This is a genomic window from Rothia sp. HMSC072E10 (assembly GCF_001813965.1).
GTDB classification, from domain to species: Bacteria; Actinomycetota; Actinomycetes; order Actinomycetales; family Micrococcaceae; genus Rothia; species Rothia mucilaginosa_A.
Map to the genome: position 1 here is coordinate 24,010 of NZ_KV814489.1, position 13,147 is coordinate 37,156.

The 13,147-nt window shown below is 62.4% G+C and carries 13 protein-coding genes; 8 read left to right on the forward strand and 5 right to left on the reverse strand.

Annotated features, from left to right (window positions below):
- Positions 1–323: 323 nt before the first annotated feature.
- Positions 324–965, forward strand: coding sequence for a VanZ family protein (locus HMPREF2944_RS04210; RefSeq protein ID WP_070680810.1), 642 nt, complete (start codon positions 324–326; stop codon positions 963–965).
- A 32-nt stretch (positions 966–997) separates the two neighbouring features.
- Positions 998–1,624: an ArsR family transcriptional regulator gene (locus HMPREF2944_RS04215; protein WP_141754196.1), complete on the forward strand. Its 627-nt coding sequence runs from the start codon at positions 998–1,000 to the stop codon at positions 1,622–1,624.
- Between the two features lie 221 nt (positions 1,625–1,845).
- Here HMPREF2944_RS04215 and HMPREF2944_RS09500 read toward each other — a convergent pair whose 3' ends face one another.
- Entirely contained in the window at positions 1,846–2,331 is a 486-nt protein-coding gene (locus HMPREF2944_RS09500; RefSeq protein ID WP_371440401.1) for an aquaporin, read from the reverse strand.
- Between the two features lie 29 nt (positions 2,332–2,360).
- On the opposite strand from HMPREF2944_RS09500, the gene HMPREF2944_RS09445 reads away from it, so the two are divergent.
- Positions 2,361–2,489: a hypothetical protein gene (locus HMPREF2944_RS09445; protein WP_256370699.1), complete on the forward strand. Its 129-nt coding sequence runs from the start codon at positions 2,361–2,363 to the stop codon at positions 2,487–2,489.
- 396 nt (positions 2,490–2,885) lie between these two features.
- On the opposite strand, the gene argE is transcribed toward HMPREF2944_RS09445, so the two are convergent.
- Positions 2,886–4,115: an acetylornithine deacetylase gene (argE, locus tag HMPREF2944_RS04225; RefSeq protein WP_070680813.1), complete on the reverse strand. Its 1,230-nt coding sequence runs from the start codon at positions 4,113–4,115 to the stop codon at positions 2,886–2,888.
- A gap of 120 nt (positions 4,116–4,235) precedes the next feature.
- Positions 4,236–4,778 carry a flavin reductase family protein gene (locus tag HMPREF2944_RS04230; protein ID WP_049332296.1) on the reverse strand — a complete coding sequence of 181 codons (543 nt, stop codon included), beginning with the start codon at positions 4,776–4,778 and terminating at the stop codon, positions 4,236–4,238.
- Positions 4,779–5,185: 407 nt separating this feature from the next.
- Between HMPREF2944_RS04230 and HMPREF2944_RS04235 the strand changes: the two genes are divergently transcribed.
- The 5 genes from HMPREF2944_RS04235 to HMPREF2944_RS04255 all read left to right on the forward strand — a co-directional run bounded on the left by HMPREF2944_RS04235 (position 5,186) and on the right by HMPREF2944_RS04255 (position 10,971).
- A complete protein-coding gene (locus HMPREF2944_RS04235) occupies positions 5,186–7,204 on the forward strand; it encodes a DUF6541 family protein (protein WP_070680816.1) in 2,019 nt (672 codons plus the stop codon).
- A gap of 181 nt (positions 7,205–7,385) precedes the next feature.
- On the forward strand, positions 7,386–8,117 hold the full coding sequence (locus tag HMPREF2944_RS04240; RefSeq protein WP_049332300.1) for a glycosyltransferase family 2 protein: 732 nt from the start codon (positions 7,386–7,388) through the stop codon (positions 8,115–8,117).
- Between the two features lie 2 nt (positions 8,118–8,119).
- Entirely contained in the window at positions 8,120–8,497 is a 378-nt protein-coding gene (locus HMPREF2944_RS04245; RefSeq protein WP_049332306.1) for a DUF2304 domain-containing protein, read from the forward strand.
- A 50-nt stretch (positions 8,498–8,547) separates the two neighbouring features.
- Entirely contained in the window at positions 8,548–9,423 is an 876-nt protein-coding gene (locus HMPREF2944_RS04250; protein ID WP_049332308.1) for a glycosyltransferase family 2 protein, read from the forward strand.
- A gap of 102 nt (positions 9,424–9,525) precedes the next feature.
- Positions 9,526–10,971: a hypothetical protein gene (locus HMPREF2944_RS04255; protein WP_246826255.1), complete on the forward strand. Its 1,446-nt coding sequence runs from the start codon at positions 9,526–9,528 to the stop codon at positions 10,969–10,971.
- Positions 10,972–11,045: 74 nt separating this feature from the next.
- On the opposite strand, the gene HMPREF2944_RS04260 is transcribed toward HMPREF2944_RS04255, so the two are convergent.
- Complete coding sequence (locus HMPREF2944_RS04260) at positions 11,046–12,173, reverse strand: acyltransferase (protein ID WP_070680817.1); 1,128 nt, start codon at positions 12,171–12,173, stop codon at positions 11,046–11,048.
- Positions 12,174–12,233: 60 nt separating this feature from the next.
- On the reverse strand, positions 12,234–13,147 hold a 914-nt coding region (locus HMPREF2944_RS04265), incomplete at its 5' end, for a glycosyltransferase family 2 protein (protein WP_070680820.1).

The window sequence follows — 13,147 nt, forward strand, 5'->3', positions numbered from 1 at the left end:
TTTGGGTGCCGTGGTGGCCGCGATTGTGGGCGCCTGGCTGTTTAGCCTGATTTTTGGGCGCTATATCGCGCCGGTGTTCCCTCCGGATGTTCTGTACTGATGCGCTGAGTCGTTAGACGGTTTAACAGTGAACGGCTACCGCACAGCTTTTTCACAGTTTTACTAAGGGTGACCCATAGAGCCGTCTTTTACACTGGTGGTGAACGATATGCGACGGGCACGAACAGAAGCCCGCTATATACCACCTAAAATATATGAATGAACAGATATATATGCGGGTGGAGTGCATATATTTCAATCTCACGACGCTAGGGACACACGGCATGCAGGAACTACTGAATAAGCACATGATAGGCACCTTCGCCCTTGAAATTGCGGTGCTCACAATCGCTCTGACCCTCATCGGGTTTGTGGCGATGCGCCTGCGCGCCAAGAAGACGGGACGAGCGCATCACGCAAAACAGTACGTGATAACGGCCCTGTTCGCGCTGTTCCTATCCTCGATTCTTTCGCTGACGCTCACCCCAATCGGTAGCGCAAATAGCGTCACAAACCCCGAGCTGTACTACCCGCGCTTCTACGTTGGCTGGAGCTGGCAGCAGGCCTGGAACCTGACCGAAGGCATGGGTCTGCGCCGCTTCGCGACGACCGTGTACGCACAGCTCTTCTTCAACATCGCGATGTTCATTCCGCTGGGCTTCTTCACCGCGGGCTGCCTGCGCTGGGGACTACGCGCCACGGCTCTGAGCGGCTTCGCGCTGTCGACCTTCATTGAGCTGAGCCAGCTGACCGGTAACTGGGGCCTGGCAGGCTTCACCTACCGCACCTTCGACGTGGACGATATCGTGAACAACACCACCGGTGCGGTCCTTGGTGCGGTCTGCATCTGGACGGTGCGCGCAATTCAGAAGCACCGCGCGGCTAAGCACGAGAGGGTACTGGAGATGGCATCCGCCGCGGCGTAGCATCCTCCCGGATTGCCAGACGTTTTCATAACATGATTGATATAATTCATGTTATGAAAACATCTGCTCCTAGCCTCCTTCCCATCTTGCGTAGTGACCTGCAGGGTGAAGTGATGGCATTGCTGTTCTCTCACCCTGAGCAGCAATACACGGTGTCACAGATTGCTGATGCGACACGTGCATCATTGCCGACTGTTTCCCGAGAAGTGAATCGTCTAAATCAATCTGGTCTGGTGACTGTCCAGAATGTTGGCAAGGCCCGCATGGTGCAAGCTAAGGTTGATAATCCGGTGGGCCAGGCGATGCGTCAGTTGATTCTGGTAACTTATGGTCCTGTTCCGGTGCTCCGGGATACTTTGCAGGGTGTTTCCAATATTGAGGGTGCCGCTATTTATGGCTCGTGGGCTAGCCGTCGTTCTGGGGTGGCCGGGCACGTGCCGAACGATATTGATGTACTGGTTGTTGGTTCCCCTTCGCGTCAGAAGCTATATGAGGCTATCGATGATGCTGAGCAGAAGCTTGGCTATGAGGTGAATGTGAAGCGGCTATCTCCTGAGGCTTGGAACTCGCAGGATGGCTTCGTGCAGACTGTGCGGTCGCGTCCTATGGAGGTTCTCTTTGGGCAGCTGGAGGTGAACGATGTCGACGCTGAAGCCTAAGCTAGGACCTTTCTAGACTGTATTTCTTTTCGGCACCCCTGAACGAACCTCCTTCCGTGAGGTAGACGCAACGAACCCCTCATTTTCATAACCTGACCGATATTGTGCAGGTTATGAAAATGAGGGGTTCGCTGTTTTTAGATGAAACCTCGCCGGATATATCTATTCAGATAAACCCGGCTCGATGAAACCCTATACAGGGAAGTTCTCGGGCGGGAAGACTACTCGTCCTCGGTCACCCGGTTCACGACGCGGGTGCTACGGTTTGCCTTCACCTCTTCGGGGAGTAGGACCGGCATGGGACCGGTCGGGGTGTAGGTTGCCACGCGTGCCGCCGCGGTAGCGTGGGTGTCCTCAAACTCGGGGATAACCTCGGCGCTGGGTGCGCGGTACAGGTGGCTATTTGCCCACCATGCGAAGAGCAGAACCACAACCGCCAGGGCGGTGGAAACGAACAGCCACGGGCTGACCTGACCCTCGTAGTAGAGCTTGAAGAATGCGCCACCCATGAAACCGCCGGCAATCGGGCCGCAGATCGGAACCCACGCGTAGAACCAGCGTGAGGTGCCCTTATCGTGGATGGGCAGCAGGGCGTGCATGAGGCGCGGACCGAAGTCACGGGCGGGGTTCAGGTGGCCGCCGGAGTAGGCGTGGGAGGCGTAGACGCCGAAAGTGACGGCGAAGCCCCAACCGAAGGGAAGCCCCAACCGAAGGCGATGGTGAAGAAGTTGTCGCCGTGGCCTTTGGATCGGCGAAGTTCGACGTTGGCGATGACGCCGCAGCCGATGGTGCACATGATGAGCGTGCCGAGGAACTCGGCAAGGTAGGGGCTGATGGTGTACACGGGATGTCCTTCAGGTCATGAACTTCAGATGATGAGTCAGTTGTTCGTCCGGAGGGTGTTATATTGCGGGGTGCGAGAGTGGTACGAGAGTGAATCGGTTTCGCGCGGGCTGTGGCCCGATAACGGCGCGTCTAACCTTTGGCATCTATGGAACCCCGAAGGTTCCCGCGTGGCAATACTTTTGTGTTATTTCACCCTTATGCATAAGCCGTTTTACGGGGTTTTGGCTTAAAAATAACCGTGGTGATTTAGAGGACATGTGGAGCGCGGTCCACGCCTTGGACCTGTGGTTGAAGCCCGCGTTTCGGAACCGCCTTCAACACGGAAAACTGCCCGGACACCCTCACAGGGTGTCCGGGCAGTTTTCTGCGGGTTTACACGGCTGATTTAGGTCGGGAGAACAGCACCGCTACGCCGCTACTTCGCGCTCGCCCAGCCGAGGATGGCCTCGAAGAAACGCTCACATTCGCGTAGCTGCTCCAGCTCAATCCACTCGTTGGGGGAGTGAGCCTGCGCAATATCGCCGGGGCCGCAGATGATGCTCTCCACACCGGCGCGCTGGAACTGGCCCGCCTCGGTGCCGTAGGTGACCTTCTGCGGCGCATGGTTGGTGCCGAGCCACTCGTGGGCGAGGCGCACGATGGGCGCATCGTCTTCGGTGCCCAGGCCCGGCACGGCGGCTAGCAGTTCGTGCTTCACGCCCACGCGGGAGGTGAGGCTACCGGGCTCCGCGCCGGTCAGCTTCTCGGCGCGTGCGGCGCGCGCCTGCAGGTCGGGCAGAATCACCTCGGAAATCTCGCGGTCGATGCGCTCGACGAAGGACTCGGTGGTCACCCGCGGCAGGGTGCGCACATCGTACTCGAGCACGGCCTGCTCGGCGACGATGTTGTACTGTAGGCCGCCGTTTGCCAGGTTCACGCTGCCGGTGGAGTGGGGAATGATGAACGCCTCGTCGAAGGGGCCTTCCTCCTCCCACTCATCGGCCATGTCGGTGAAGAAGGTGATGAACTCGCCGGCGGCGGCGACCGCATTCACACCGTGGGTTGCGAGGGAACCGTGCTTCGGTACGCCGGTGATGGTGACGCGGCCGCGGTGCGCGCCCTTGTGTGCGTCGATAATGCGCATGCTGGAGGGCTCACCGACGATGGCATACTCGGGGGCGAGATCGCGGGCCACGAATTCCTCGATGAGGGAGGGAGCGCCGACGCAGCCGATCTCCTCGTCGTAGGAGAAGGCGAAGTGCAGGGGCACGCGCAGCTTCGCCTCGGCAACGCGCGGCAGCAGCCAGAGCGCGACGGCGATAAAGCCCTTCATATCGCAGACGCCGCGGCCGTAGGCGCGAGTACCCTCCACGCGCAGGGTGAACGGGTCGCTGGCCCAGTCCTGACCGGCGACGGGCACGACGTCGGTGTGGCCAGAGAGGACGAGCCCGCCGCGAGTGGTGCCGTCCGCTGCGGGGACGGTGATGAAGAGGTTAGCGCGGGTGCCGTCCTCGTTGTAGGTGTGCACGCCGCTGTAGCCGTAGCGGCCGAATTCGGCTTCGAGAAGCTCGATGAGTTCCAGGTTGGAGCTGCCGGAGACGGTGGGGATAGAGACAAGCTTTTCGAGCCAGGGGAGGGACGCCGGCTGAGTGGTCTGTGCGGTCATGAGGAACCTTTCTGCTGTGCGTTTGTGCCCGGGGTGGCTACGTTCAGGGTACGCCGCGGGGCGGTATTCGTCGCGTGGTTGCCGCCGAATACCGCCCCGTGAATGGCCTGAGCGGCCGGACTAGATGACGTAGTTGTTGACGTTGGAGTGATCGCCGAGCGCGTGAAAGTTGCGCGAGTGGTAGACGAGCGGGGTGCCCTCGCAATCGTTGCGGATAAACTCCTCAACCTGGGCGGTGAAGACGAGCGCGGGGCCCGCCTCAACGCGGCTGAGGGGGGTTGCGCGCAGCACGCGGCGCACGCCGTGGACGAGGGGCTCACCGGTGTGGACGAATTCCCACGCGGCCGGGTCGGCGAAGCGGGGGTAGTCGTGGGTCGCGAAGTTCTTGGCGAGGGTGACATTCTCAGCGTCGAGCATGTGTACGAGGAAGGAGGAAGCCGCAGCAATCTTTGCCGCGGAGCCGCTGTTGGCCTTGAGGGAGAAGGCGATGATGGGCGGTTCGGCGGCGACGGAGGTCAGGGAGGAGGCGGTGAATCCCGCGGGTTCGCCGTTTTCGTCGGTTGCGGTGATGATGGCGACGCCGGCGGGCTGGTGGCCGAAGGCGAGCTTGAACTGCTCGGTGGTGTCGGCGAGGGTCGCCTGTGCTGCAATGGTTTCGGTCATGATCGACCCTTTCTTCTGCGGCTGCGTGGGTTCGGCCCGGGTTGTGTGTGCGGGCGGTTCCCGTGAGTAGGGGAGATATGTTCAGGGTAAAGCTTTGGTGTAGCGAATACCTTATTTATTGCCCTATGTTTCTTAGGCCTACCTTTCATGACGGGAGGGGCGAAATATTACGTCATATTCGGGGGTGTGCAGGGGATGCGGAGGCACCCGGCGGGGTTTGCGCGGGAGAGCCCCCTGCTTCACCTCGAGGGTCGCCTCCGCGGGGCCTTAGACGGGTTTTGCGGGGGTCTTCTGGGGGTTTCTCGGGGGTGTAGAGGCCTCTAAGGTATCCTTGCTTGGTACACGAAAGCGCACCGGGCCCCCGCACGAGGGGTTTCAGGGCGTTCACTGTGGTGAGATGAGGGTTTATGAGCTGGTTGGCAACTATTCCGCTGCTGCTTTTCGCGGTCGTGGTGGCATTCGTTCCCGGATACGCGATGGGCTGGGCGTTGCGCATCCCCACGCGTCTGCGCATCTTCCTCTCCCCGCTCCTGACTTTTGCCCTGGTGGCTGTCTCGGCGATTGTGCTGGGTAAGACCGGCATCGCGTGGAGCCTGATTTCCTTCGTCGTGGTCGCGGCCGTGCTGGTGGCTGCGGCGGCGGGCCTGATGTGGTTGGTGAGCCGCCGCTGGCCCTCGGCCGTAGCGGGTTCCGACGAATCCTCGGTGAGCTGGCCGGGTAACACGGTGCCGCTTTCCTGGCCCGTGGTGGGCGCCCTGCTGGGCGGTTTCTTGACCCTGCACGCGACCCAGCATATGGTCTTCGGCCCGGAGGCCTTCTCTCAGACCCTGGATAATTCCTTCCACCTGAACGCGATTCGCTGGATCCAGGAGCACGGCGACGCCTCGAGCCTGACCATGGGTGCGGTTTCCGGAACGAACCAGGAACCGTACTTCTACCCCGCCGGTTGGCATGATTTCGTGTACCTGATTTACAACACGACCGGCACGAGCATCGCGACCGCAACCATCGTCATGGTGCTGCTGGTGGCGGGCGTCATCTGGCCCTGCTCCCTGGTTGCGATGTGCCTGAGCATCCCGCATCTACGTCGCCTGCAGGCGCTCGCTATTCCGGCGTTGACCTGCGGTTTCTTTGCCTTCCCCGGTCTGCTGCTGTTCTGGGGTGTGCTCTTCCCGAACCTTTTGGGCTATGCCCTGCTCCCCGCCTTTGTGGCGCTGCTATCGCACATGATTCAGGTCATGGTGCATCGCGAGTACTCCGTCGTTCTCTCCCTGTCCCTGACGATTCTGGTGGGCCTGGGCGGCCTGGCCCTGGTGCACCCGAACGCGGTGGTTTCTGCGGCGGTATTCGCCGTGCCCATGCTCCTCGGCGGTGTGGTTCAGATGTGGCGCGTCCACGACGCCTCCGTGCGTGAACGCCTGGTGGGTACCGGCGTTCTGGTTGCGCTGATTGCCGGATGCGTGACCGCCTGGTCCGTGCTGCGCCCGAGCGAGGACGCCAGCGACCTGTGGACCGCCGTCATGAGCGAGGGCGAGGCGGTCTACCAGTTCCTGTTCCTGGGCCTGGAGAACGCGAACCCGCTGGGCGGTAATTTCGCTCCCGCCTACCTGATGGGTTTCCTGGCCTTGTGGGGCGTGGGGTACCTGCTGTACAAGCGCCGCAACCTGTGGCTGATTGGCAGCTGGATGCTCGTTGGCTACATGTGGATTATCGCGGCTTCGGTGCCGCGCGGCGACTTCCGCCTGCTGATGGTGGGCCCCTGGTACACGGACCACTTCCGCCTGGCGGCCCTTGTGGTGTTCCCCTCGGTGCTTCTGGCCGGTATCGGCCTGGGTGGCGCCCTGGAGGGTGCGCTCTCCTGGGTGGTTCGTCGCGTTCCGCGCACGGCACGCCTGAACGTGGCGACGGCCGGCATGGGTGTCACCGCGGTGCTGGTGCTGGTGGTCGCCGGCCTGTCCTCGCGAACCCCCGCGATGCACGACGCGACCCTGATGGTCGCTCAGCGGTACCAGGTGACCCCGACCTCCGATGTCTTGAACCAGGACGAGATGAACGTCATTAACGAGATCCCGAAGATTGTGCCCAAGGGCGACACCATCGTGAACAACCCCTGGGACGGCAGCGCCTACATTTACGCGCTGGCCGACCGCCACCTGACCAGCTACCACTTCGAGTTCAAGATTTCTCCGAAGTACGCGGCAATCATCAACGATTTGAAGGATGCCCGCACGAACCCGGAGGTCTGCCGCGAGGTGAACGAGTACAAGGCCCACTGGTACGTGCACCTGGAAAACCAGGGCAACTTCGGCCCCAGCGAGCAGAAGAACTACGACGGCTTGGTGGCCGCTATCGATACGGATGTTCTGACCCCGGTGTACTCCTCCGGCCCGATGACTCTGTACCGTATTAGCGCCTGCGACAACTAGACGCAGACAGCAACTCCGCCCGGGATGTATGCGCCCGGGGAGGGGCCGCATCGCGGTCTTGATTCTGTGACGAATCCTAATGCCGCTGAAGCACTGATATGATGAAAGCCGGTATGTCCACTGGACATGCCGGCTTTCGCACGCACGGTATGACACATTCGTTAGGAGGGGTAGCAGCCCTATGGGATCTCCCACATCGCCTCATACCCCTCGCACGCTGGTGATTATGCCCGCCTGGAACGAGGAAGAAGCACTGCCCGGCACCATCGCCGAGCTGCAGGAGACGGTGCCCTACGTGGACCTGGTGGTGGTCAATGACGGCTCCACCGACAACACCTCCGCTGTGGCTCGTGAGGCGGGCGCTTTTGTGATTGACCTGCCCTACAACATGGGTGTGGGTGCCGCTATGCGCACCGGCTACAAGTACGCGCAGCGCACGGGCTACGACTACGCCATGCAGGTGGACTCGGACGGCCAGCACCACCCCGAGAGCATCCCCTCGCTGATTGATGCGGTGCAGGATTACGATATTGTGATTGGGTCCCGCTTCGGTGAGGGCTCTGATGACTACGAGGTGTCCGGCCCGCGCAAGTGGGCGATGAGCCTGCTGTCTTTCCTGTTCACCCGCTCGGCGGGTACCCCGTTCACGGACGTGACGAGCGGCTTTAAGATCGCTAACCGTCGCGGTATCGACTTTTACTGCCGTAACCTGCCCGCCGAATACCTGGGCGATACGATCGATATCACCGCCATGGCGATTAGCAATGGCCTGCGGGTGCGTCAGGTGCCGGTGCACATGCGTGAACGTCAGGGGGGTACGCCCTCCTCCGGTCCGCTGAAGTCTGCTGTCTATCTGGTTCGCTCGCTGTTCTCCTACGGCATTTCGGTGAGCCGCCGCCGGGAGGAGAAGTAGCCGTGAGCGCCAGTGTTTTCTTCTTGATTCTTGCCATCCTGGTCTGCACCTTCGTGGTGGTTCAGGTGCGTCATCAGCGCATGAAGGAACGGTACGCCGCTCTGTGGCTGATTATCGGTGCCATCATCATCGTGCTGGGCGCCTTCCCGAATCTCCTCAACGGTGTGGCGGACTTCGTGGGCGTGGCCCTGCCGGTGAATCTGCTGTTCCTCCTGTCGATTCTGTTGCTGATGGGCGTGAGTATTCACCTGACCCTGGAGCTGTCACGCCTGTCGGAGAAGACCCGCATCCTGGCCGAGGAAGTCGCCATCCTAAAGGCGCTTCAGGAGCAGCCGGAGGGCGCCTCCGGTGCGAGGAAGCGCGACCAGCAGGACTCTTAAAGCTTTACCGTCGAGACTTTTCACCCCTTTGTGAGTTGGAGTAATACCCCATGACCGTTGATATTTTGTTCCCGTACTACGGCGACGTTGCCATGATGAAGCAGGCCGTGCTGTCCGTGGTCGGTCAGACCAACCCGGACTGGCGCCTGATCGTGGTGGATGACGGCTACCCGGACGACTCGATTCCCGGCTGGTTCGAGTCCCTGAAGGACGAGCGCATCACCTACATGCGCAACGAAACCAACCTGGGTGCGAACGCAAACTACCGCAAGTGCCTGACCTTTGTGGAGAACGAACTGGTCACCGTCATGGGTGCCGACGACGTCATGCTCCCCAACTACGTGCAGTGGCTCGTGGATGCGGCGGCTAAGCACCCCGAGGCTTCCATCTTCCAGCCCGGCGTGGTCGTCATCGACGAGCACAACGGCCTGTCGAACACCCTGGTGGAGCAGACCAAGGCGTTCTACCGCCCCAAGGGTGAGGCCGTGCTGAAGGGCGAAGAGCTGGCCGTCTCGCTGCTGCGTGGCGCGTGGTTCTACTTCCCGTCCCTGGGTTGGCGTGCGGACGCCATCGTGGGCACCGGCTTCCGTGAGGGCCTGAACGTCATCCAGGACATGGCGCTGATTCTGGACATCACGATGCGCGGCGGCTCCCTGTACTACGACCCGCAGGTCGCGTTCATGTACCGCCGTCACGGTGGTTCCGACTCGTCCTGGCGTGCCCTGGAGGGCACCCGCTTCGAGGAGGAGCGCCGCTACTACAACACCATGGTCGAAGAGATGAGCGCCCTGGGCTGGAAGAAGGCCGCCCGCGTGGCTCGTATTCGCTTCTCCTCGCGCGCTCACGCGCTGACCCTACTGCCGAAGGCGGCCCTGGCGAAGAAGTGGCAGGGCGTGAAGAACCTTGCCGAGCACGTGGTGAAGTAAACCCTATACGTGTGCGATGCGTCGTACATCCTACGGTGGATGTGCGGCGCATCTGCGTATGGAATGATTGGTTGAGTGACAGCTAGGAGCGAGGAGGACGCGGTGAGCGAGCCGGTACAGAATCCTGATGCAGGCGAGGCACGGGAGCGGAACTCTCGAGAGATTCTGCCTCAAGAACCCGCGGATACCCGGGACACTGCGGAAACCCAGGACACTGCGGAAGCCCAGCCTTCGGGCACGGTCAACCGCTACCAGTCCCTGGCGCTGCTGGGATCGTCGGTGCTGGCGGCAGCGTCCACGCTGGTCGTGACCATGATTGCTCAGCGCGCCCTGACCGGGTCGGAGCTGACGGAGTTCCTGCTCTTCTGGTCGGCGCTTTTCACGGTGACGGGTGTTATTACCGGCCTCCAGCCGGAGATTACCCGCGCGGTGGGTACGGCGCGCACTTACGCTGCAGCTGACGGGGTGGCATCCGCCCACCCCGTATCCGACGGGACGCCCGCACCGCAGGGTGCCCGCGTGGTGACGGTTGCGGCCGCGCTCGGCGCTGTCGCCGGTGCGCTGGTGCTGGTGAGCTCCCCGCTGTGGGCGGGTCAGCAGATTCCGCACTCGGCGGCGGTGGGCGTGACCGTCATGGCCGTGGGCGTGTTCCTCTACGCCCTGCAGGCGACCATCAGCGGTGTGGCCGCCGGTGAGGACCGCTGGTACCTTTTCGCGACGGTCGGTGGCCTGGAATCTGCCGGGCGCCTCCTCTTCATGCTTGCGGTGGCCCTGCTTATTCCTTCCCTGGCGGGTCTTGAGGTGGCAACGGTCATTCCGATGGGTCTGTGGCTCATCCTGGCGCTCGTGACGTTCTCGGGCCGCCGCCTGTGGGTTGCCCGCGCGGATGTGCCGGCGGGCCGTTTGACGGTCAATATCCTTTGGTCGTTCCTGTCCTCTGCCGCCGCAGCGATGCTGATGATGGGCTTCCCGAACGTACTGAAGGCCAGCGGCGCCGCGGAGAGCGAACCGGTGGTTCTGGGCACCCTGATCCTGGCGATTTCCATTACCCGTTCGCCGATTATGATTCCCCTGCAGGCCTTCCAGGGCGTGGCGGTTTCTGCCTTCCTGAAGCAACGTCACCGCCCCGTGGCGGCGTTCATTAAGCCCGCCGCCGCGGTGGTGGCTGTGGGCGCTGTGGGCGCGTTGGCGGCGTACCTGGTGGGTCCGCTGCTCTTCCGCCTGATTTACCCGCCTGCCGCAGGAACCGAGTCCGCGTACGAGGCGGCCGCCTCCGGCCTCTCCCTGGGTGCGCTGGTGTTTGCCTCCGCACTGCTGGCGCTCATGACCCTCTCGGGCAATATGGCGCTTGCGGTGAACCAGCACCGCATCTACCTGGCCGGCTGGGTGGTTGCCGCGGTGGTAACCCTGGGCCTGGCGTTTCTGCTGCCCGCACCGCTGGTGCCGCGCGCCGTGGTGGCTTTGGCGGTCGGCCCGGTCTGCGGTTTCGTGGTGCACATGGTGGGTGTGTCCATGGCCTCCCGCGCGGAGGAGACTCGCGCCGAGTAGCTTTAAAACTTATGGGAGGGGCACGTACGTCATGTACGTGCCCCTCCCGTTTTCGTTGCGGAGTGGATAGCCGGCTAGGGCACCAGCCACTTGCGGACCGGCGGAATCCACCGCAGCAGCCACACCAGAATCAGCGAGGAAGCCCACACCATCAGAGCGTAGGGAGCCTCCAGCCGGTAATCCACCAGCGGCCAGCCGTAGGCTGCGAGGCCCTGAATAATCAGCAGGTGAATCAGGTACACGCCGAAGGTCAGCGCCGACAGCTTACGCAGACCCGTCTGAGCCGCCTGGGGCAGACGATTTAGCGGCAGAGACTTGAAGAACACGAAGACCGCCGAGGCCCAGAAAATCGTCGGGATGGACAGATACGACATCGCCAGACTCTCAAGGCCGTGGTGGTTCAGGGTCAGGTAGGGGCCGTACAGGATGTGCGTCAGGGAACCGGCAACACCCAGCACGTAGATGACGAGGCGCCACGGCAGGCTAAAGCTCGTATTCGCCAGCGCATAACCCAGGAAGCAGAAGCCCACGTACCCCACGATGGGGGCGGTGAACTCAGGCATAATGTGCGGGTTAATCTTATGCACCGTGGTGGTCGCGATGGGCATGAAAAGCCCCAACACGGCCATGAGCCACGCCAGGCGCACCTTCTTCTCGCCGGCACCACGCAGGGCGTAGGAGAAGATGGGGAGCACCAGGTACACGCCGATGAGCGCCTCCAGGTACCAGAGGGTCACGCCCACGGTGCTCGGTGCCAACAGCACGGCCAGAATCTCCTCACCCTTTGGCAGGGGAGTATGGGTGAACCAGCTACGCGCGAAGAGGTAAATCTGCCCCCAAATCAGCAGGGGAACCAGGATTTTCGTGAAGCGCTTCTTGTAAAAGGTGCCGACGCTCTCCCGCTCGGTGAAGTTGAGGAGGGTGATGCCGGAGGCCATGAAAAAGAGGGGGACGGCGGCAACCGCGGTACCCGAGAGGATATTCTCGAGAACCCAGCCCGGCGAATCGTAATCCACCCGGTAGTTGAACCGGTTGTGCAGGGCGACGACGCCGATGATGGCGAGGACGTTAATGCAGTCCAGGTACACCTTTCGCCCGGGCTTGGGGCGGTGCGCGGCGGACCCGCGAGCCGGTCGGCCGCCGGGCTGGGAATCCTCGGAGGGAGAGGACGCCACCTGCGCCGATGCAGGCAGAGAGGACATAGATTTGCTCCAATCTGGGTGAGTGTGATGAGAGAGAACCCCGGAGTCGGGGCATGAAACCTAAATGTTGTAGACCCGCTTGACGTACACGCCGTAGAGAACCCGGTACAGGGCCGTGCTGGTCTTCAGGAGCAGGCCAGCGGCACCGAAGACCGGGCGTCGGCGGAGGACGAGTAGCGCATCGCGCACCGAGAAACCGCGACGGCACCCGGCGAGGGTCGCCGGAGCTTCCTCACCGCCCACGATGAGCGCCTGCTGGGCGTTATTCAGGTACGCAAGAACCCGGGCGACGGTCAGCGCCTCCTGACCTTCGGGCAGGTGGTACGTGCTCGTACGTTGCAGGGATTTTACGAAGTAGTCGAGCAGGCGGCGGGTCTCGGCCAGGGGAGTGATGCGGCTCCAGGTCAGGCTTCCCGCGTTCACCGCGTAGGCGTAGAGCGGCTCGTCGATGACGGTCACGCTCTGCGCTCGCAGATAGCAGTCCAGGATGACGCACTCATCCTCGGCGCGGCGAATATCCTCCGGGAAGTAGACGCCTTCCAGCAGGGAACGCTCAATGAGCTTATCCCACGGGTAGGGGGACAGCTCGTCCTTGAGTAGAGCGAAGGCCGCCTGCTGCCCGGTCAGGGTGCCGGGGGCACCCTTCAGGCGCTGCGTGGTCGTGCCGTCGGTTGCCACCATGGTGTGAGCGCAATTGACCACCTGCGCGCCCGTGCGCTCCGCGTGGTGGTGCAGCCGTTCCAGGAAGGTGGGGTAGAGCGTGTCGTCGGAGTCGAGGAACGCCACCCATACGCCGCGCGCCGCATCCAGGCCCTGATTGCGCACCGCGGAGGGGCCCCGGTTCTCGGGGTTGTCGAACACGCGCACGCGTTCGTCCGCGTTCCGCTGCAGGTAGTCCGCAATCAGCTGTGCCGAATCGTCCGGGGAGCCGTCAATCATGACCAGCAGCTCAAAGTCGGGGTCGGTCTGCGCCA